A 21,119-nucleotide genomic window follows, 5' to 3' on the forward strand; every position below is an offset into this window, starting at 1 on the left:
TAACTATTTATTATATTAATTTCTTCTCTGTCTCGCTAACTCGTTTCTTTCAATTTTATGGCCTGGTCTGGTCCATCTAGGATTTTCACCCAACGCAGGTGTCAACTCCTCTTTTGGTTCTCTCTTTGCGTGTTTTTCGAAAGGAGCTTGCGTTTTAATGTTCAACTCTTGAAATAACTCCATGTCCTTGTTAATATCAGGATTCGGAGTAGTCAATAATTTATCTCCTGCAAAAATAGAATTCGCTCCCGCAAAGAAACACATAGCTTGACCTTCTTCGCTCATTTGCGTTCTACCTGCCGACAAACGCACTTGAGTTTGAGGCAAAACAATACGCGTCGTCGCTACCATTCTCACCATTTCAAAAATAGAAACAGGCTGTTGATCTTCTAAAGGAGTTCCCTCAACAGCAACTAAGGCATTGATAGGAACACTCTCTGGTTGAGGATACATATTCGCCAAAACTTTCAACATTCCGGCTCTGTCCTCCACCGTTTCACCCATTCCAATAATTCCTCCAGAACAAAGCGTTATAGAAGTTTTACGAACGTTTCCAATCGTTTCTAAGCGATCTTCAAATGCACGTGTTGAAATAACTTCTTTATAATATTCCTCAGAGGAATCAATATTATGATTATAAGCATATAAGCCTGCTTCTTCAAGGCGTTTTGCTTGATTTTCGGTCAACATACCGAGCGTACAACAAACCTCCATATCGAGTTTTGTAAGCTCTCGAACCATGCAGAGAACATTGTCAAATTCTTTGCCATCTTTTACATTTCTCCATGCTGCACCCAAGCAAACTCTTGAGGATCCATTAGATTTAGCTCTGAGCGCCTGCGCTTTTACCTGATCCACAGTTAGTAGGTTATTTCCTTCTACTTTAGTATGATATCTAGCAGCTTGTGGGCAATAACCACAATCTTCTGCACAACCTCCGGTTTTGATTGAAATTAATGAACTAACCTGAACCTTATTTGGGTCGTGATTTTCTCTGTGAACTGTAGCTGCTCGATAAAGAAGCTCCATAAGTGGCTGATGATATATCTCTAATATTTCATCTGTTTCCCATGTCTTTCTTTTCATAAATTCGAATTTAAGCTAGCGAATATAAGATTTTTGCAAAATTTAAAGGTCTTAAAATCAATAAAACCTCTAGCTTTTTTTATCAAACTAGAGGTTTTAAAGATTTATTTTTTGATAAATATTATACCATATCTTCTGGTCTCACCCATTTATCAAAATCTTCTTCAGATACATAACCTAAACGAACTGCTTCTTCTCTAAGACTTGTTCCGTTAGCGTGAGCAGTTTGTGCAATTTCTGCTGCTTTGTAGTATCCAATTTTAGTATTTAAAGCAGTCACCAACATCAACGAGTTGTCTAATAACTCTTGAATTTTCTTGTGGTTTGGCTCGATACCATCAACACAATTTTCAGTGAAAGAAACACATGCATCTCCAATTAATTGTGCAGATTGTAATGCGTTATAAGCCATCATTGGTTTGAATACGTTTAATTCATAGTGACCTTGAGTTCCACCAATAGTAACAGCTACATCGTTACCCATAACTTGTGCACAGACCATAGTCAATGCCTCTGCTTGTGTAGGATTTACTTTACCTGGCATAATAGAAGAACCTGGCTCATTAGAAGGAATAATGATTTCTCCAATTCCTGAACGAGGACCACTTGCCAACATTCTAATATCGTTTCCAATTTTGTTTAATGAAACTGCTAATTGTTTTAATGCTCCGTGGCTCTCCACAATAGCATCGTGTGCAGCTAATGCTTCAAATTTATTTTCGGCTGTAATAAATGGCAAACCTGTGAACTCAGCGATATATTTTGCCACCAACACATCATAACCTTTTGGCGTGTTAAGACCAGTTCCAACCGCTGTACCTCCTAATGCTAATTCAGATAAGTGTGGTAAAGTATTTTTTAAAGCTTTTAAACCGTGGTTTAATTGAGAAACATAACCAGAGAACTCTTGTCCAAGTGTAACTGGTGTAGCATCCATTAAGTGAGTTCTACCAATTTTAACTACATCTTTGAATTCCTCTGATTTTTTCTGAAGAGCATCTCTCATTTGCTCTACACCAGGAATCGTAACATCGATTAGTTTTTTATAAACCGCGATATGCATTCCGGTTGGGAAAGTATCATTAGAAGATTGAGATTTATTAACATCGTCATTAGGCTGTAATGTTTTTTCTCCTTCTCCAATCGTATTTCCTGCAATTTCATGTGCACGATTAGCAATCACTTCATTCACGTTCATGTTAGATTGCGTTCCAGAACCTGTTTGCCAAATCACTAATGGGAATTGATCATCTAACTTACCTGCAAGAATTTCATCACACACCTCAGCGATTTTATCTCTTTTATCTTCTGGTAAAACACTTAATTCGCAATTAGCGTAAGCCGCAGCTTTCTTAAGATAAGCGAAACCTTCTATAATTTCATGTGGCATAGATGATTCTGGACCAATTTTGAAATTATTTCTTGAACGTTCTGTTTGTGCTCCCCACTTTTTGTCGGCAGGCACTTTAACTTCTCCTAGCGTATCTTTTTCGATTCTGTATTGCATGAAATTTATTTTTTAAATTTTGAAGGTTTAAAGATAAGGTTTTTAGAAATGTATAGAAAATGATATAAATTAGATATTGTCACCTAAAAATCAATCGGATTGAATTTTTAAAAACTTCATTTAAATCAAGTTAAAACTAGAAAACTAGAAACTACAAGCACCTAAGTTATTAACTACTATACATAATTTCCCTACTTTTGCACCCAATTAATTAAAATTTAATCCGAAATGGAGATATTAATAAAAGCAGCTCAAATGATTTTGATTTTGTCAATCATCGTGGTTTTACACGAGGGAGGACACTATGCAGCTGCAAAATTCTTTAAAACTAAGGTAGAGCGTTTCTTCTTATTTTTTGATGTGAAATTCGCTTTATTTAAGAAGCAAATTGGAGAAACTGTTTATGGTATTGGTTGGTTACCGCTTGGTGGTTATGTAAAAATCGCTGGTATGATCGACGAAAGTATGGATACCGAGCAAATGAAACAACCTGCTCAACCTTGGGAGTTCCGTTCTAAACCAGCTTGGCAAAGGTTAATTATAATGTTAGCAGGTATTATTGTTAACTTACTTTTGGCCATGATTATTTTTGGTGTAATGAGCTACACCAATGGTGAACAATACGTGAATGTAAACAAATTAAACAACGGAATTGTTGTTGATTCTGCTCAGGCAGCTATGGGATTAAAACCAGGCGATGTACCTGTAGGAGTGAATGGTGTTAACTATATTAAGCTAAACGAAATTAGCAAACGTGCCTTGATAGATGGTGGAGAGTTAAACGTTAAGCGTAATGGCGAAACTATTAATTTACCTATCAACGAAGATGCTTTGGTAAGTTTGCTAGAGCATAAAGGTGGATTTTTTGCACCAAATGTGGCAATTAAAGTTGATACTGTATTTAGTGTTGCAGCTGAAGCAGGGTTAGAAAAAGGTGATAAAATTTTAGCTTTAAATAACGAGCCGATTAATGGTTGGAAAAAAATAACTGAAACGATTGGAGCTAGCGCTAACTCTGATATTACTTTTAAGGTAGAAAGAAATGGAGAAGCCAAAGAAATTGTAGTTCACGTTCCAGAGGAAGCTAAAATTGGTATCGGACCAAGCTTTGACTTATCAGAAGTGGTTGATGTAGAGGAATTTGGTTTAGGTGAATCTATTGCAAGAGGTGTTAAATTAACTTTCTCAACCATTACAGATCAAGTTCAATCATTTAGTGTTCTTTGGAAATTAAAAGGAAAAGCAACTAAATACGTTTCTGGACCTATCGGTATCGCAGAGCAATTACCACCTGTTTGGGATTGGGGATTCTTCTGGTCATTTACAGCCTTATTATCAGCTTGGTTAGCGTTTGTTAACTTACTTCCTATCCCAGGATTAGACGGTGGACATGCTATGTTTACGCTTTATGAAATGGTAACTGGACACAAGCCTGGCGATAAGTTTATGGAAGTAATGCAAGTAATTGGTTTTGTATTCTTAATGGCCTTGATGGTGTTTATTTTTGGAAATGATATTGTAAACTTGATTTACAATTAAACATAATATTTAATTCACTTTATAAAATGACTTTGACTAAGTATCAACTTGGTTAAAGTCATTTTTTTTGATTCAAATACGGAATATTGGTTTTAACTTCGATAATGAATACCTTTGATAGTCAGCAAAAACTTAATTATGAAGAAAACAGCACTACTTGTAATCGATGTTCAAAATGATTTTTTACCTGGTGGAAGCCTAGCTGTGGCTGATGGTGATAAAGTAATCCCTATTATCAACAAGCTTATTCCACAATATGATTTGGTAGTAGCCACACAAGATTGGCATCCTGCTAACCATAAGAGTTTTGCTTCTCAACACGAAGGAAAAAAGCTTTTTGAGGAAATTGACTTAAACGGGATGAATCAAAGATTATGGCCAGACCATTGTGTGCAAGGTACTTTTGGAGGTGAATTCCATAAGGATTTAGAAATGAACACGGTAGAAGCTGTTTTCAGAAAAGGTATGGACCCTGAAATTGATAGTTATAGTGGTTTTTATGACAACGGACATTTGAAATCTACAGGATTAGCGGGCTACCTTAAAGAAAAAGGAATAGAAGAAGTACATTTTTGTGGGATTGCTGCAGATTATTGCGTTTACTTCTCAATCAAAGATGCAATGTCAGAAGGCTTTAAAACTGTATTAATAGAAGAAGCCACCAAACCTATTGACGCTGAGAACTTTGAAAAGCAGAAAATAGAACTAAACAAACTAGATGACTTTAAATTGATCTAGATTTTTATTTGAAATGTTAAAAAAGATAGTAATTTTAACATTTTATAAGGAGATATGAAGAAATACTTTACGAAGTACGAGTTTCGATGGGCTTTTATAATCTTATTGCTTTCCCTCTTGTGGACAGCTTTTGAATATGAGATGGGTTGGCATGACCAAGATTATAAAATGCATCGATATTTGACTTTTCTATTCATAATTCCTTTAACCTTAGGTTATATATTATTCATATTAGACAAAAGAGCACATAGGTATAAGAAGCGATTTAAGTTTAAACATGCTTTTAACTCAGCCATGGGGTTGACAATTCTAATTGCATTGTTTACCATTCCTATACAATTTTTAATTCATTATTATATTTCTCCAGATTATTTAGAAACAGCCAAAAGCTACTCTATCACACAAGGAGAAATGACGGAAACACAAGCTCGTGATATCTATACTATCAAGAATTACGTGATACTTTTCCCTCTCTTGTATTTATTTTTCGGGATTTTCTTGTCAATTGTTTTAGGTCTTACCCTCAACAGAGATAGTAGAAAAACGAGAGCGAAATCGAGATCTAGACGTTAATTATAAATCTCTGATTTTAGAATCCAGAACAATGGTTACTGGACCATCATTTAAGAGTGATACCTTCATATCCGCTCCAAACTCACCTTTTTGAACTTTTTTACCTAAGGCAACTTCTGTTTCTTTGAGGAACTTCTCATAATATGGAATGGCAACATCGGGCTTAGCTGCACGTATATAAGAAGGGCGATTTCCTTTTTTGCAATTGGCGTGAAGCGTAAATTGACTAACGATTAACATTTCGCCATCAATATCTTTTACAGACTTATTCATCACATCATTTTCATCATTAAAAATGCGTAATTGAGTGATTTTTTTAATCATCCAATCAAAGTCATCCTGTTCTTCTTGCTCTTCAAATCCAACTAAAACGAGTAAACCTTGATTGATTTGTCCAATAATTTCCCCGTCAACTTTTACCTCAGCGTTTTTAACTCTTTGAATAATCGTCCTCATTGATTTCTTCTAAAAATGTTAGATAACTTTCATATCGACTTCCGGCTATTTCGCCTTCTTCTACAGCTTTTCTTACAGCACATTTTGGTTCCAGTAAATGATTGCAATTATGGAATCTACAATCGCCTCTTAAAGCGAAAATTTCAGGAAAATAATCCTGCATTTCGTCCTTATCTATCTCTACTAGGCCAAACTCTTTAATTCCAGGCGTATCAATTACATATCCACCAAATGGCCATTCATACATCTGTGCAAAAGTGGTAGTGTGCTTTCCTTTGTTATTAAAACCAGAAACAACTTTAGTTTTTAAATCTAAACCTGGTGAGAGTGCATTTACCAAAGTAGACTTTCCAACCCCTGAATGTCCAGCGACTAAACTAATTTTTCCTTTTAATTTAGCCTTTAATTCATCTAATCCATCACCCCTCAAAGCCGAAACCGTCATCGTATCATAACCTATATCTTCATAAGTGAATTTCATATCCTCATGAATCTCGATTTCTTCTTCTCGCCATTCATCAACTTTGTTAAATACCATCATCACAGGAATTTGATAAGCTTCGCAAGTCACCAAAAATCTATCAATAAAACCTGTAGAAGTTCGTGGGTTTGCAATGGTAATTATTAAGAAAGCTAAATCGATGTTTGAAGCGATGATATGCGTTCTTTTAGACAAATTCACCGAACGACGAATGATGTAATTATTTCTAGGATAAATATTCGTAATTACGGCTAAATCATCACTATCTAAATCAAAATCTACATGATCACCCACTGCCAAAGGATTGGTGTGAGAAATTTGATCTAACCTGAATTTCCCACGAATACGCGCTTCGTAGTCCTTTCCATCTTCACTTCTAACGACATACCAACTGCCTGTTGATTTGGTGACTAGACCTTTCATATGCTTGTGTTTTCTGCCATAATAGTGTTTTGAATTTTAATCGACTCTTGGTGAATAGCTGTCATAAAATCATGAACAAACTGTTCTGAAAGTCCTTGCTCAAGTGCTAATTCAATCATACACTCGCGCAAATTATTCCATCTTTTCGGTTGATAAACTGTAATATTATGTTCTTTCTTTAATTCGCCAATCTCCTTAGCTACTTTCATTCTTTCGGAAAGTAATTCTAGAACAGCTCTGTCTTTATCATCAATTTGATTTCTCAATCTTTCTAAAGTCAAATGATAATCAACATTTTCCTGATCTAGAGAGCGGATTTTTAAATTCTTTATAATACTCTTTAATTTCTCAGGCGTCACTTGTTGCGCAGCATCGCTCCAAGCTTCATCAGGTGTGTGATGTGTTTCAACCATTAATCCATCAAACCCAAAGTTGAAGGATTTTTGAGCAACTTCTTCTACTAAATTTCTATCACCTGCAATATGCGAAGGGTCGCAAAGCAATGGAATCTCTGGATATTTATTTTTAAAATCTAAGGCAATTTGCCACTGTGGCTGATTTCGGTATCTATCTTTTTTATAGGTAGAAAACCCACGATGAATAGCACCCAACTTAGTAATTCCCTGACCATTTAATCTTTCTAAAGCTCCAATCCAAAGATCAAGATCTGGGTTGACAGGATTTTTAACCAAAACGATTTTATCCGTTCCTTTTAGAGCTTCTGCAATTTCTTGAACCTGAAACGGGTTTACTGTAGTTCTTGCACCAATCCACAAGATATCTACATCGTATTCCAAGGCTAATTTAGCATGATTGGCGTTCGCTATTTCAGTAGTGATTTTAAAACCATAATCGTCTTTCACTTTTTTAAGCCAATTCAAACCTATAGCTCCAACACCTTCAAATGAATTAGGCTTAGTTCTAGGCTTCCAAATTCCGGCTCTAAAAATCTTAACCTGCGGAGGTAATTCAGATGCAATTCTAAGCATTTGCTCCTCACTCTCTGCACTACATGGCCCTGCTATGAACAAGGGTTCCTTAAAATCGTCTATCCAATTTGTTATGTTCATTTTGTAAATTTAAACATTATTCGTTATAATTTTTAAAACCAGCTTGTTTTCAATAAAATCATATCTACTTCTACTAGCTATTTTAATGCGTTATTGCTTCTCGTTTATTTCCGTTAATTTTGCCAATATTGATAGCATTTAATTCCTATTGCATTAAAACTAATCATTCATGACAAAAGCCGAAAAAGTTCAATTTATCATCGACTCACTTCAAGAGTTATACCCAAATCCAAAACCTGCATTAGATCATAAAGACCCTTACACCTTGTTGGTAGCGGTGGCTTTATCTGCACAAACAACGGATAAAAAGGTAAATGAAGTAACACCGGGATTATTTGCTGTGGCTGATTCGCCTTCCAAAATGGCAAAATTAAGTATTGACCATATCAAGGAGTTGATTACAGGCATTGGACTTAATAATTCTAAATCTAAAAATTTACATTTAATGGCCAATCAACTGATGGATAGACATCAAGGAATTGTACCTGATAATTTTGAAGATTTAGAAGCCTTAGCAGGTGTGGGACATAAAACGGCATCTGTTGTCATGGCTCAAGCTTTTGGAATTCCTGCTTTTCCGGTTGATACGCATATTCACAGGTTGATGTGGCGTTGGAATTTGAGCAACGGAAAAAATGTAGAACAAACCGAAAAAGATGCTAAAAGATTGTTCCCTAGAGAAATTTGGAACGATTTACACTTACAAATCATTTACTACGGAAGAGAATACTCTCCGGCGCGTGGTTTAGATATTCAAAAAGACTTTATCACTAGAAAAATCGGACGAAAAAGCTTTTTAAAAACCTTGATTAAATAATGCATTTATACCTACACATTCCTTTCTGTAAACAAAAATGCAGTTATTGTAATTTTCATTTTTCAACTTCATTTAAGCAAAAAGCCGATATGGTGGATGCGATTTGTAAAGAATTGAAATTGCGTCAACATGAAATCACAAAACCCCTAGAAACCATATATTTAGGCGGTGGAACTCCTTCTGTTTTAGATGCTAGTGAATTTTATCAAATATTTCATCAGATTGAAACATTATTTGAAATTGCACCTAATGCTGAAATCACATTAGAGGCAAATCCTGATGACTTAAATGCCAGTAAAGTCAAGGAAATTAGACAATCTCCAATCAATCGTTTGAGTATGGGAGTTCAGTCTTTTTTTGATGAAGATTTAAAATTAATGAATCGCGCTCACACAGCTCAAGAAGCCGATGCTAGCATTAAAAGATCTCAAGACGCTGGTATTGAAAACATTTCAATTGACTTGATTTATGGTTCTCCCACAACAACTAACGAAATGTGGAAGCAAAACCTGAAAAAAGCCATAGATTTAAAAGTGCCACATGTATCATCTTACGCGTTAACTATTGAACCAAAAACTATTATTCAACATCAAATAAACAAAGGAATATTAGCCGATGTTGACGATGAAAAACAACAGCATCAATTTCAAATGATGGTGGAAACTTTGACTTCTCATGGTTTTGATCATTATGAGATTTCAAACTTTGGAAAACCCGACTTTTACTCCAAGCACAATACTTCTTATTGGTTAGGGAAATTATACACTGGTGTTGGTCCTTCTGCGCATGGTTACAACGGCCGCGAACGTTATTGGAACATTGCAAACAACAGCAAATACATTCAGTCGATTCAGCAGAATAAATTAAACCAAGAAAGAGAAATCTTGAGTCCCAATGACATTCTTAATGAATTGACTATGATTGGTCTTAGGACGGTTTATGGCATTGATTTAAAACATTTAAAAGATCAAGTTCCCGAAGATTTATTTGCGGAATGGCAAGAAAATACGAAGCAATTTATTGAAGAAGGAAAGCTTGTTTTAAAGGAAAACAAACTCTATTTAAATCCAGAGTTTAGATTTTTTGCTGATGGTATCGCGTCTGATTTGTTTATTGTTTAGCTTTGCATAATGAGTGACGAGAGACCCATTGGAGTTTTTGATTCGGGTGTTGGTGGATTGACGATAGCTAAAGCTATTAAGAAGGTTTTACCACAGGAGAGTATTATCTATTTCGGTGATGCTAAGCATTTGCCTTATGGAAATAAATCTCCAGAAACTATTCAGACTTTTTCTAAAAATATTACCCAATTTTTAATAGAGCAGAATTGTAAGGTTATTGTCGTGGCTTGTAATACAGCTTCTTCAAACGCCTTGGCAGAAATAAAATCTATTGCTGACCCTAAGGGAATTCCTGTCATTGATGTAATTACACCTGTAGCTGAAAAAGTTGCTTATAGTTTTTATCAAAAAATTGGTGTGATTGCTACCAAAGCAACCGTAGATTCTGGCGTTTATAAAAAAGCCATCAGAAAATTCAACAAACACATTAAAGTACAAGAGTTTGCAACGCCATTATTTGTTCCAGTAATTGAAGAAGGCTTGGCTAATTCAAAGATTTCTAAGGCGGCTGTAGATAACTATATGTCGAACAAAAAATTAAAAGATATAGATTCTATTATTTTGGGTTGTACACATTATCCTTTAATCCAAAAAGAAATCGCGGAATATTTTGATGGACGTGTACAAGTTGTTGACTCTCCTTTCATTGTAGCTCATTCGCTTAAAGATATTTTATTTAAAAACGAGAGTTTAAGTCAAGAAAAAGAAGCTAGCTATAAATTCTATGTTTCTGATTTCACCAAAAACTTCCAACGTTTAGCTAGAAGGTTTTTCGGAAGAAATATTCAACTGGAGTTAAAGCAGTTACATTAAAAAATTTAATTTTTAAAATTACCATTTCATGGCATAACCTTCGATGCGCATGTCTTCTCGCTCGTAATTAATTTCTAGATCTGTATTTGGTTGAAGTAGCTTTAAGCCGGCATATTTACAAATCGCGTGACCACCGGCAACATCCCAAAAATTAAATCTAGTAAATCTTAAATATTCATTGGCCTTACGTTCTGCCATTAAACCTAATTTAATCGCCGAACCCATAGTCACCAATTCCAAATCTGGGTATTTCTCTTTTAATTTATTGATATGCGCCTCTATCTTTGGATGACGATGATAGCGACTCGCCATAAACATCTGTTTTTCTTGTAGAGGATGATTCGGTAAAGATTCAGAATTAGAAATTAAATAATTTAAAAAGTCATCGCTTTCAAGGTTTTTCTCCAAATCATCAAAGCTTGAATTAAATTTAAATGAACCAACACCTTCTGCTGCAAAGTAAAATAAATCCAAGGCTGGAGCATATAAAACACCAAGTTTAGAAGTATTTTCATCAACCAATCCCACCGAAACACAAAACTCATCTGTTCTATCTACAAAATCATGCGTTCCGTCTATAGGGTCAATGCACCAATAAGCATTATTTTGACGAAACTCATGGGTGTAATGTCCACTTTCCTCGCTAATCACCGTAATTTTTGTCGGCTGAAGATGTTTCATTAAAATATCATTAGCCGCTAAATCTGCAGAAGTCACAGGTGAACCATCTTGTTTTATTTCAGTTTCGTATTCTGATTTATACTGTCTGAATATTTCTTTTCCTGCTAAGAAAGTTGCTTTGGTAGCAATATCGAGTAATTGCTTAAATTCATGCTTCATAATCTATCCTTAAAATTTATGAAAGACAATGTAAGCCTTTCTAATTAAAATATTAAATCCAGTTCCAACCAGCATTTGTGGATAATTGCCACATCACATATACTAAGAATATCAGCGATAAAAGCATTCCAATTCCGGTGCTAATCATAAAGCCAACAAAAGTCCCGAATGCTGCTTTGAAAGAAGCTTTGGTGTTACTTTTATTCAGAAGAAATTCCCCAATAAAGGCTCCTAAAAATGGGGCGATAATAATTGAAACCAAACCAAATGGAGCGAAAATTATACCCACTAACAAGCCTATTGATGCTCCAATAACACCATATCTAGATCCGCCAAATTTCTTGGAACTATAAGCTGGAAGTACATAATTGACTGCCTGAAAAGCTAAAACTATGATTCCCAAAACAATCAAGGTGGGCCAACCATAATCAGCGAAGCTGGTATATTTAAAAATAACCAATCCCAACCAAGATAAAAGCGTCCCTGGCAACACGGGTAAAAATGACCCAAAAAAGCCTATAACCAAGCACAATAGTGAAATTATAGTTAATGTATTTTCCTCCATACTTCAAAGGTACATTTTTTGCATAAATCAAGCATTCAATCAAGAATATGTTAACTTTGCTCTTTATGAGTTGGTACACTAAACAAGAATTAAAACCCTTTAGAAATGAATGGGTGGAACAATTTCAGACTTATATTTCTGAATTTGTAGGTCCGCAGTATGAGACTATATCACTCATTGTGGTAGGTGTGACACTTTTGATAGGTTTATTCATAATTTTAGATTTTATAATTAAGAATATCCTACTCTATTTCACTAAAAAGTTAGTCAACCTTACCAACTTTGAATGGGATAATCATTTTTATGATCACAAGGTTTTCAATTCCTTGTTTCACTTGATTCCTTTGGCGCTCACCAGAATATTAGCTCCCTATGTACTCTACCCGACTCCCAATGTCTTGGATGGAATGGGAAAACTTTTCGATATTGGGTTTGTGCTCATTATTCTGCAGTTGTTTCTAAGAGGAGCTGATGCTGTATTGTCTATTGCCACCGACGAGAATAATTACCGTACAGTTGCTGTTCGTACTTTTAGTCAATTGATGAAGATTATCACCATATTTTTTGTGGTTTTAATTGTCATTTCCATTTTATTTAATGTTCAATGGGGAAGCATTATAGCAGGACTTGGTGCGGCAACGGCGATTTTATTATTAATTTTTAAAGACACCATTCTAGGTTTTGTTTCGGGAATTCAAATTGCCTCTAACAAGATGGTTAAAGTGGGCGATTGGATTGCTATTCCTAAATATAATGTTGAAGGAACTGTGAAGGAAATCAACTTAGTTTCTTGTAAAATCGAGAACTTTGACAAGACTATTTCTTCGGTTCCAACTTATGATTTAATTACCACTGAGGTAAAGAATTATGAGGCGATGAAACACACCAATACGCGTCGTATTATGCGTTCGATTGTATTTAATGTGAAGTCCTTTAAATTCTGCTCAGATGAAATGCTTGAGAAATATCAAACCATAGATTTAATCAAGAATTATATTACGCGTAGAAGACTCGAACTGGCTAAAGCCAACGTTCATTCTGCTGATCCAAATCAATTAGCTAATGGAAGAAGACTAACGAATATTGGAGTTTTTAGAAAATATGCTCAAAGTTACTTACAAGAAAATCCAAATATTTCTAACTCAGACACGCTAATTGTTCGACAGTTAGAAATCACACCACAAGGGATGCCTTTACAAATTTATTGTTTCTCAAAAACCTCGGATTGGGTTGAATATGAAACAGTTCAATCAGATTTATTTGATCATCTAGTGACAGCAAGTAGAGAATTTGATCTAGAAGTTATGCAAACCTTGACTGGTTAAAATCATTTTTAAATTATGACAAAATTAAGTGTAAATATTAATAAAATTGCCACTATTCGAAATGCAAGAGGTGGTAATGAACCTAACGTAGTTACGGCTGCTATAAAATGTCAAGAATTTGGTGCACAAGGAATTACAGTTCACCCAAGACCAGATGAAAGACATATTACCTATCAGGATATTGCAGATTTAAGACCGATTGTTTCTACTGAGTTTAATATCGAGGGAAACCCGATTGAGTCCTTTATGAAGTTGGTTTTGGACAACAAACCAGAACAAGTGACTTTAGTACCAGACAGTGTGGATGCGATTACTTCGAATGCTGGTTGGGACACCATCAAGCATCAAGATTTCTTAAAAGAAGTAATTCAAGAGTTTAAACAAAATGGAATAAGAACCTCTATTTTCTTAGACCCCAATCCAAAATTAGTTGAAGCAGCTGCTAGCTCTGGAGCTGACCGAATTGAGTTATATACCGAAGAGTTCGCAGTCGAGTATGCAAAAGGCAACAAAAAAGCCATTGATATTTATAAAGAAACTGCTTTATTGGCTAAAGAACATGGACTTGGATTGAATGCTGGACACGATTTAAGTTTAGATAATATTGAGTTTTTGATTCGTGAAATTCCTCAAATCGATGAAGTTTCAATTGGACATGCATTGATTTCTGAAGCGCTATATTTAGGTTTAGAAAACACAATTCAACTGTATTTACGCAAAATTGAATTAGCTCAACAATAATTAACTTTTTAATTCCTCTCAAAAATAAATTAGATGGAGATTCTACATAATAAAATCATAGGAGATAAACCCAATCATTTAATCATTGTTCATGGTCTATTTGGGCAATTAGACAACTGGAACACTTTAGGAAAAAAATACGCCGAGCATTATACGACTCACTTAGTAGATTTACGAAACCACGGTAGAAGTTTTCATGATGCTGACACGTCACACAAATCCATGGCACTGGATTTAATCGACTATATGGAGCATTATAATATAGAGAAAGCTTGTTTTATGGGGCACTCTATGGGCGGAAAAGTAGTTATGTCATTAGCTTTAGATTTTCCAGATAAAGTTGACAAATTGATTGTCGCGGATATGGCTCCTAAAACTTATGAACCTCATCATAATGAGATTTTAAAAGGTCTTAAAAATGTTGATTTTGATCAAGTAAAAGTTAGATCAGATGTTGATGAGTTTTTAAAACCATACATTAAATCATACTCAATTCGTCAGTTTTTAATGAAAAGTGTATACCGCAAAAAAGACGAAACCTATGGATTTAGATTTAATTTAAACGCATTGTACGACACTTATGGTAGCATCATTGCTAACAATTTACCTGATAAACAATTCTTTAACCCAACTTTATTTTTAGGAGGTGCCAATTCAGATTATATTTTACCTGAGGATAAAGATTTAATTTTAGGTTATTTCCCGAATGCAGAAATTGATTATGTGAGTAATGCGACGCATTGGTTACATGCAGAAAACCCTGCAGAATTTCTAAAAAAATCTATGGATTTCTTAGAAAAATAAGTCCATAAACTCATTTCAATTCTATTTTTTGGGTTTCTATCAAAGAAGTATCTTTGCACAATCAAAAACATTCACATGAATAAATATCTAAAGCTTGTCCTTGCCTTTTTATTAGTTGCAGGATCAATATATATGTTTAGCACAAGAGAAATTGCTTGGGGTATCATTTTATTACTTCTAACAATTTTTCCAATCTTACTGTATTTCAGAAATGAATTTATCCTATTATCATTCTGGAAAATGCGTAGTGGAGATTTAGAGGGCGCTAAAAAGTGGTTATCTTATATCAAAAATCCAGAATCTCAGTTAATCAAAAAGCAATTTGGTTATTATCATTATATGATGGGGTTAACTGAAGGACAAAATAACATCAATCTTTCTGAGAAATACATGCGTAAAGCTTTAGACTACGGACTATCTTTTGCTCATGACCGTGCGATGGCTAAAATGAATCTTGCTGCAGGCGCAATGTCTAGAGGACGCAAACAAGAAGCTCAAAAATGGCTTTCTGAGGCTAAATCAGAGGATAAACAGAACATGCTTACCGAACAGATTAAAATGTTTGAAGAGCAGTTAAAAAGAATGAATGTTGGGCGTAATATGCAGAATCCTAACATGCGAAGAAGAGGTAAGTTTTTCTAAACTTCTTCTTTTTATTAGTTCTATTTTTAATAGCTTATATTCTGCTAAAATATTTTCCCTATGAAAGCATCTAAAGTGACTGAGAAAATTATTTTAGGCATCGATCCTGGTACCACTGTGATGGGTTTTGGGATCATTAAGGTCGTCAACAACAAAATGACACTCGTTATGTTAGATGAACTTTTATTGCATAAGCTACCCAATCACAACATGAAACTTAAGCGAATTTTTGAAAAAACCTTAGGTCTCATTGATAATTTCCATCCAGACGAAGTGGCCATTGAAGCTCCGTTTTTTGGTAAAAATGTTCAGTCTATGTTAAAGCTAGGTCGTGCGCAGGGTGTTGCCATGGCCGCAAGTTTATACCGCGAAGTGCCCACCACAGAATATTCGCCAAAGAAAATTAAAATGGCGATTACAGGTAACGGTAATGCAAGTAAAGAACAAGTTGCTGGAATGCTTCAAAACTTGCTTAAAATCAAAGAATTACCGGTTCGGCTTGACTCTACTGATGGCTTAGCAGCAGCTGTTTGCCACCATTTTAATGCAGGCCGTATTGACACAGGAAAAAGCTATTCGGGATGGTCTGCTTTTGTTAAACAGAATCCCGATAGAGCTAAATAACCTTAAGTTTTACTGTTGAATTAATCCGCAATTTCGACCGCAGCAATTTTCTCTGCTGTCAATCTTTCTACTGGATATTTCTCTGTAAAACAGCCAAAACAATGATTTTTTGAACCTAATAGATCTTGTAAACTTGGCACTGATAAGAAATCAATACTGTCTACGTCTAAGTATTCTCTCAGCTCTTCTTTGGTTTTATTCGCCGAAATCAAATCATCCTTAGTTGGCATATCAATTCCTAAGAAACAAGGTGCAATAATCGGTGGTGAAGCACTTCTAAAGTGAATTTCCTTAGCTCCCGCCTCCTTTAAGATTTTAACTAATAATTTACTGGTGGTTCCTCTAACGATAGAATCATCTAAAATCACCAATCTCTTACCTCTAATTTGAGGAATGATTGGATTTAATTTTAAATTCACAATACGTTCTCTCATTTCCTGTGTAGGAACAATAAACGAACGACTCATGTATCTATTTTTAACTAAAATAGGCTGAAAAGGGATACCACTTGCTTCTGAATAACCAATGGCAGATGGAATTCCAGAATCTGGTACACCAATAACAACATCGGCATCTACAGGTGATTGCTCAAATAATTTCTTACCACTTTCTACGCGTAAGTCATAAACATCCTTATCGGCAAAATGTGAATCAGGTCGAGCAAAATAAATGTATTCAAAAGAACACATTCTATCTTTTGTTTCATCAACAAACTTATACGACTTCATACCTTCTGGCGAACAAACCACGATTTCTCCTGGCTCTAAATCTCTAACGAAAGTTGCTCCAATCGCATCAAAAGCACAACTCTCTGATGAGAAAACCCAAGTATCCTCGTCTAATTTACCCATACACAATGGACGAATTCCGTTAGGATCACGAAATGCAGCTAATTTGTCTTTAACCAATAATAAAACTGAATAAGCTCCTTTCAAATTTCTAGCAGCCTTACGAACTGCTATTTCCACAGGATCATCCGCATGGTACTGAATCGCACGTAGCATAACTTCAGTATCTGAAGTCGCAATAAAAGGCAATCCTTTTTTCTTTAAATACTCACGTAGATTATCAGTTTCAATTAAATTTCCGTTGTGTGCAATAGAAAAATGAGGCTTTCCATATTGATTTACAGCATATAACGGCTGAAAGTTTTTGGTACTTCCATCACCCGCCGTAGAATATCGGGTGTGCCCTATCGCTGCATTTCCCATAAAGTCTTCTGGATTCTCAATATGCTTGAAAGCATCTAGAACCAATCCTTCTTCTTTGAAGGTTCTTAAATCTCCATCCTTCAAAACGGTAAGGCCACAAGCCTCTTGACCGCGATGTTGCAAAGCAAACATACCAAATTGTTGGATTGAAAATGTATCTATGTTTCTGTGTGAATAAACTCCGAAGACACCGCATTCTTCTCGCATTGACTTAGGATTGAAGGTCGCGTTTGTGCAAATATTTTCTTTGGGGAACATGAGGTTTAATTAAGCTGCAATTTACAAATCATTCAGTCAATTCTCCAAGAAGTTTTTGAATCGATTTAATAAAAATTTAAACAAGCCATAAACAATCAAAACTTATTATTTTTTACTTTTAAGCGATGTATTAAGTTTTCTATCTTTTAAGGTATTATTGAGTTAAACAAAGAGGAAACTTTACCAAATTCTTAGCTTTAGGGATTAGAAAAAAAATTATTTGTATATTTATTACTCTCAATTTTTATAAAACCAAAAACTCATTATCATGAAAAGAATATCCTTACTCACATTTTTAAGCTTTTTAATCTTCAGTGCTTGTTCTACACAACAAGTTGTACAAAACCAAACAAGCTCTTCCACCGACGATGGAATTTTTGAGCTAACCTTAGTGCAAATCAACGATGTATATGAAATTACTGCCTTAAATAACGGAAAAGAAGGTGGATTGGCACGTGTTGCAACCATTAAAGACCGCGAAAAAGCTAAGAACCCTAATACGTTTATGTTGATGGCAGGAGACTTTTTGAGTCCTTCTGTCTTTAATAGTTTAAAACATAATGACCAACGAATTCGTGGAGCGCAGATGATTGATGCTCTAAATGCTGCTGGACTTGATTTCGCAGGTTTAGGAAATCACGAATTCGATATTAAAGAATCTGAATTTCAGGATCGATTAAATGAATCCAACTTTACATGGATTTCGTCGAATACTTTCCATTATAAGGATCATACTTTTTCACCTTTCCACAAAGTTCTATCAGACGGAAATAAAGAATATATTCCTGAGGAAGTGATTTTAGATTTAAAAGACGAAGACGGTACAGAAGTTAAAATTGGTATTTTCAGTATTCTTTTACCTTTTAATAAAGCAGATTATGTTGCCTATAAAGATGTGTTTAAAACAGCACAAGAGAAGTATGATATGCTATCGCAAACTTGTGACGCTGTAATTGCCTTAACGCACCTCAACATGGATGATGACATTAAATTGGCTGAGCAGATTCCTGGCTTAGCTTTAATAATTGGTGGACATGAGCATGATAGTAGATTTAAAGTAGTTGGAGAAGTACCTATTACTAAGGCCCACGCCAATGCTAGAACGGTTTATATAAACAAACTTAAGATTGATAAAAACAATAATACTCGTCAGGCTACATTGGATTTAGTGAAAATGGATGAAAGCATTCCATTACAAGCAAAAACAAAAGCCGTGGTTGATAAATGGATGAAAATCGCTGCAGATAGCTATGCCACCATCGGTTTTGATGCCATGAAAATCGTTTTAGAGGAAGCAGAACCTTTTGATGTTCTAGAAGCTTCTATTCGTCATCATCCAACCAACTTTTCTAAAGCAGTGGTAAAGGCGATGGAAAAAGCAGCACCTAAAGCACAAGCAGTTGTTATCAACTCTGGTTCTATGCGATTAGATGATATGATGTATCCACCAGTTTCTGAGTATGATATTCTACGTGCTATGCCATATGGTGGTAAAATTGTGGAAGCTGATGTTACAGGAAATTTATTAACTCAAGTACTAGACGCAGGTATGTCAAATATTACCGAAGGTGGATTTTTACAATTCTCTGAACATATTACCAAAGATGGAAATCAGTGGAAGATGAATGGGAAAAAGATCGAAGATAATCAGGTTTATCGTGTAGGTTTTGCTGATTTTTTAATGTTAGGATTAGAAGCTAATTTAGGATTCTTAAATAAAAATAATCCAAAAGTTAAAAAAGTATATCCTGACGAAAGTGATGCGTTACACCCTAAAAACGATTTACGTCGTGCATTGATTCAGTATTTGAGAAAATAAAAACCTCTCGTATTGAATAGGTTAGATGTTTTTGAATGATTCAATTCATTCATTAGAAGAGGATGTTTGACGCTTATTATTAATTATTTAAAATAGAAATTATGTCGCGTTCTCGTCAACACATCCTTCTTAAAGCTCTAGCTTATACTGTAATAAGCATTCTAGCCATCAATGTTTTGATTTTGTTGGTTAATTTATTGATACATCCTCCTGGAGAAAGTTTTTCTTTAAGTTTTAATAATGGTCAATTTACATTAAATGAAAAGGCCTTAGGCTACAATTTATTGGATGTGCGTTATTGGCTTGCATTTTCTGTATTAGGTATGATATTCTTCTTCTATTTTAGAGGTAAAGGACTAGATCAACAAAGGGATTAATTTAGCTTTAATTAGTTTTTAATAAAGACTATATACGCAGAAACTACCTATTCCGTATCTTTGCAACTATGATTCAGAGTGAACAACTAAAAGATATGTTAGATCGTGTAAACAGTTTACACGAATATTTGGAGATTGACCGAAAATTAATCGAGATTGCCAATGACGAGGAAAAGGCGGCTTCGCCTGAGTTTTGGGATGATTCTAAAGCGGCTCAACTCCATTTAAAACAACTTAATACAAAGAAATCTTGGGTAGAAGATTACGAGGAAGTAAAGCGCGCTGCCAATGATTTAGATGTTCTCTATGAGTTTTACAAAGAAATGGGCGAAGGCTCTGAAGAAGAAATCGAAAAGCAATATAATCGCGCACTGAAATTACTCGAGAAAATTGAGTTCAGAAATATGCTTTCCGAAGAAGGAGATGAGTTTAGTGCCGTTTTACAGATTACAGCTGGTGCAGGTGGTACCGAAAGTTGTGACTGGGCAAGCATTCTTATGCGTATGTACCTAATGTGGGCCGAAAAGAATGGTTATAAAGTTAAAGAATTAAACTACCAAGCAGGTGATGTAGCGGGTGTTAAAACCGTAACCTTAGAAATTGAAGGCGAGTATGCTTTTGGTTATCTTAAAGGAGAAAATGGTGTTCACCGTTTAGTTAGAATTTCACCTTTTGACTCTAATGCTAAGCGCCATACAAGCTTTGTTTCGGTGTATGTTTATCCATTAGTGGATGATTCTATTGAGATCGATATTAATCCAAACGATATTGAATTACAAACCTCTCGTTCGGGTGGAGCTGGTGGTCAGCACGTTAACAAGGTTGAAACCAAAGTTCAGTTAACACACACGCCAACCGGAATTGTAGTAGTTTGTCAGGCAGGGCGTTCGCAGTTGGCAAACCGGGAATTGGCAATGCAAATGTTGAGGTCAGAGCTTTATAAAATTGAGCTAGAGAAACGAATGGCTGCTCGAAATGAAATTGAGGCCAATAAAAAAGCAATTGAGTGGGGAAGTCAGATTCGTAACTATGTTTTACATCCATATCAAATGGTGAAAGATGTAAGAACAGGCGAGGAAACTTCTGATGTATCTTCTGTTTTAGATGGTGAAATTGATGATTTCTTAAAAGCTTTCTTGATGTGGGATAGCCAAACCGAAGAGCGAGATACGTTTTTATAGGGAATTAACTTTTAGCTAGTTATTATACTTTTTTGAAATTAATGTTAGTAGTTTCTAATAATATTCTGCAATAGAATTAATGATTTTTCTACCTTGCATTATAAATAG

General features: G+C 35.1%; 22 protein-coding genes. 14 read left to right on the forward strand and 8 right to left on the reverse strand.

Translation table 11 applies throughout. From position 1 onward, the window contains the following. Positions 1–15: 15 nt before the first annotated feature. Positions 16–1,086, reverse strand: a complete 1,071-nt coding sequence (gene bioB, locus NLM59_RS05675; RefSeq protein WP_304416783.1) for a biotin synthase BioB — start codon at positions 1,084–1,086, stop codon at positions 16–18. 121 nt (positions 1,087–1,207) lie between these two features. Then, positions 1,208–2,593 (reverse strand): class II fumarate hydratase, encoded by a 1,386-nt coding sequence (gene fumC, locus NLM59_RS05680; protein ID WP_304416784.1) that lies wholly within the window; start codon positions 2,591–2,593, stop codon positions 1,208–1,210. Positions 2,594–2,821: 228 nt separating this feature from the next. On the opposite strand from fumC, the gene rseP reads away from it, so the two are divergent. The 3 genes from rseP (at position 2,822) to NLM59_RS05695 (ending at position 5,443) form a co-directional block, all read left to right on the forward strand. Then, the gene (gene rseP, locus NLM59_RS05685; protein ID WP_304416785.1) at positions 2,822–4,132 is read left to right on the forward strand and encodes an RIP metalloprotease RseP; all 1,311 of its coding nucleotides are present in this window, start codon (positions 2,822–2,824) and stop codon (positions 4,130–4,132) included. A 138-nt stretch (positions 4,133–4,270) separates the two neighbouring features. Next, positions 4,271–4,870: a bifunctional nicotinamidase/pyrazinamidase gene (gene pncA, locus NLM59_RS05690; RefSeq protein ID WP_304416786.1), complete on the forward strand. Its 600-nt coding sequence runs from the start codon at positions 4,271–4,273 to the stop codon at positions 4,868–4,870. 54 nt (positions 4,871–4,924) lie between these two features. Further along, positions 4,925–5,443: a DUF4199 domain-containing protein gene (locus NLM59_RS05695; RefSeq protein ID WP_304416787.1), complete on the forward strand. Its 519-nt coding sequence runs from the start codon at positions 4,925–4,927 to the stop codon at positions 5,441–5,443. On the opposite strand, the gene dtd is transcribed toward NLM59_RS05695, so the two are convergent. Genes dtd through NLM59_RS05710 form a run of 3 tightly spaced genes read right to left on the reverse strand, consistent with a single transcriptional unit; the run spans position 5,444 to position 7,873 of the window. Further along, positions 5,444–5,899: a D-aminoacyl-tRNA deacylase gene (dtd, locus tag NLM59_RS05700; RefSeq protein ID WP_304416788.1), complete on the reverse strand. Its 456-nt coding sequence runs from the start codon at positions 5,897–5,899 to the stop codon at positions 5,444–5,446. Continuing rightward, positions 5,874–6,803, reverse strand: a complete 930-nt coding sequence (gene rsgA, locus NLM59_RS05705) for a ribosome small subunit-dependent GTPase A (protein WP_304416789.1) — start codon at positions 6,801–6,803, stop codon at positions 5,874–5,876. The genes dtd and rsgA overlap by 26 nt, the downstream gene beginning before the upstream one ends. After that, entirely contained in the window at positions 6,800–7,873 is a 1,074-nt protein-coding gene (locus tag NLM59_RS05710; protein WP_304416790.1) for a chorismate mutase, read from the reverse strand. The genes rsgA and NLM59_RS05710 overlap by 4 nt, the downstream gene beginning before the upstream one ends. A 169-nt stretch (positions 7,874–8,042) precedes the next feature. Here NLM59_RS05710 and NLM59_RS05715 point away from each other — a divergent pair, with 169 nt between their 5' ends. Genes NLM59_RS05715 through murI form a run of 3 tightly spaced genes read left to right on the forward strand, consistent with a single transcriptional unit; the run spans position 8,043 to position 10,624 of the window. Continuing rightward, positions 8,043–8,690, forward strand: coding sequence for an endonuclease III domain-containing protein (locus tag NLM59_RS05715; RefSeq protein ID WP_304416791.1), 648 nt, complete (start codon positions 8,043–8,045; stop codon positions 8,688–8,690). Continuing rightward, positions 8,690–9,811, forward strand: coding sequence for a radical SAM family heme chaperone HemW (hemW, locus tag NLM59_RS05720; RefSeq protein ID WP_369426772.1), 1,122 nt, complete (start codon positions 8,690–8,692; stop codon positions 9,809–9,811). Before NLM59_RS05715 ends, hemW begins: the two co-directional genes overlap by 1 nt. 9 nt (positions 9,812–9,820) lie before the next feature. Next, positions 9,821–10,624 (forward strand): glutamate racemase, encoded by an 804-nt coding sequence (gene murI / locus NLM59_RS05725; RefSeq protein ID WP_304416792.1) that lies wholly within the window; start codon positions 9,821–9,823, stop codon positions 10,622–10,624. Positions 10,625–10,642: 18 nt separating this feature from the next. On the opposite strand, the gene NLM59_RS05730 is transcribed toward murI, so the two are convergent. After that, positions 10,643–11,464 carry a 3'(2'),5'-bisphosphate nucleotidase CysQ family protein gene (locus NLM59_RS05730; protein ID WP_304416793.1) on the reverse strand — a complete coding sequence of 274 codons (822 nt, stop codon included), beginning with the start codon at positions 11,462–11,464 and terminating at the stop codon, positions 10,643–10,645. A 52-nt stretch (positions 11,465–11,516) separates the two neighbouring features. After that, a complete protein-coding gene (locus NLM59_RS05735) occupies positions 11,517–12,029 on the reverse strand; it encodes a DUF456 domain-containing protein (protein ID WP_304416794.1) in 513 nt (170 codons plus the stop codon). A 65-nt stretch (positions 12,030–12,094) separates the two neighbouring features. Between NLM59_RS05735 and NLM59_RS05740 the strand changes: the two genes are divergently transcribed. From NLM59_RS05740 to ruvC, 5 genes are all read left to right on the forward strand, one after another. Further along, positions 12,095–13,354 (forward strand): mechanosensitive ion channel family protein, encoded by a 1,260-nt coding sequence (locus NLM59_RS05740; protein WP_304416795.1) that lies wholly within the window; start codon positions 12,095–12,097, stop codon positions 13,352–13,354. A 15-nt stretch (positions 13,355–13,369) separates the two neighbouring features. Next, positions 13,370–14,095 carry a pyridoxine 5'-phosphate synthase gene (locus NLM59_RS05745; protein WP_304416796.1) on the forward strand — a complete coding sequence of 242 codons (726 nt, stop codon included), beginning with the start codon at positions 13,370–13,372 and terminating at the stop codon, positions 14,093–14,095. A gap of 33 nt (positions 14,096–14,128) precedes the next feature. Further along, complete coding sequence (locus tag NLM59_RS05750; RefSeq protein ID WP_304416797.1) at positions 14,129–14,899, forward strand: alpha/beta fold hydrolase; 771 nt, start codon at positions 14,129–14,131, stop codon at positions 14,897–14,899. Between the two features lie 75 nt (positions 14,900–14,974). Further along, positions 14,975–15,541, forward strand: a complete 567-nt coding sequence (locus tag NLM59_RS05755) for a DUF2892 domain-containing protein (protein ID WP_304416798.1) — start codon at positions 14,975–14,977, stop codon at positions 15,539–15,541. Positions 15,542–15,601: 60 nt separating this feature from the next. Continuing rightward, a complete protein-coding gene (gene ruvC / locus NLM59_RS05760; RefSeq protein WP_304416799.1) occupies positions 15,602–16,165 on the forward strand; it encodes a crossover junction endodeoxyribonuclease RuvC in 564 nt (187 codons plus the stop codon). A 20-nt stretch (positions 16,166–16,185) separates the two neighbouring features. On the opposite strand, the gene purF is transcribed toward ruvC, so the two are convergent. After that, the gene (gene purF / locus NLM59_RS05765) at positions 16,186–17,634 is read right to left on the reverse strand and encodes an amidophosphoribosyltransferase (protein WP_304419992.1); all 1,449 of its coding nucleotides are present in this window, start codon (positions 17,632–17,634) and stop codon (positions 16,186–16,188) included. Positions 17,635–17,902: 268 nt separating this feature from the next. Here purF and NLM59_RS05770 point away from each other — a divergent pair, with 268 nt between their 5' ends. From NLM59_RS05770 to prfB, 3 genes are all read left to right on the forward strand, one after another. Continuing rightward, positions 17,903–19,453 (forward strand): bifunctional metallophosphatase/5'-nucleotidase, encoded by a 1,551-nt coding sequence (locus NLM59_RS05770; protein WP_304416800.1) that lies wholly within the window; start codon positions 17,903–17,905, stop codon positions 19,451–19,453. Between the two features lie 101 nt (positions 19,454–19,554). Further along, a complete protein-coding gene (locus tag NLM59_RS05775) occupies positions 19,555–19,830 on the forward strand; it encodes a hypothetical protein (RefSeq protein ID WP_304416801.1) in 276 nt (91 codons plus the stop codon). A gap of 68 nt (positions 19,831–19,898) precedes the next feature. Then, positions 19,899–21,011 carry a peptide chain release factor 2 gene (prfB, locus tag NLM59_RS05780; protein ID WP_304416802.1) on the forward strand — a complete coding sequence of 371 codons (1,113 nt, stop codon included), beginning with the start codon at positions 19,899–19,901 and terminating at the stop codon, positions 21,009–21,011. Positions 21,012–21,119 lie beyond the last annotated feature (108 nt).

Source organism: Profundicola chukchiensis, from assembly GCF_029664245.1.
In the GTDB taxonomy this organism is placed as follows: Bacteria; Bacteroidota; Bacteroidia; order Flavobacteriales; family Weeksellaceae; genus Profundicola; species Profundicola chukchiensis.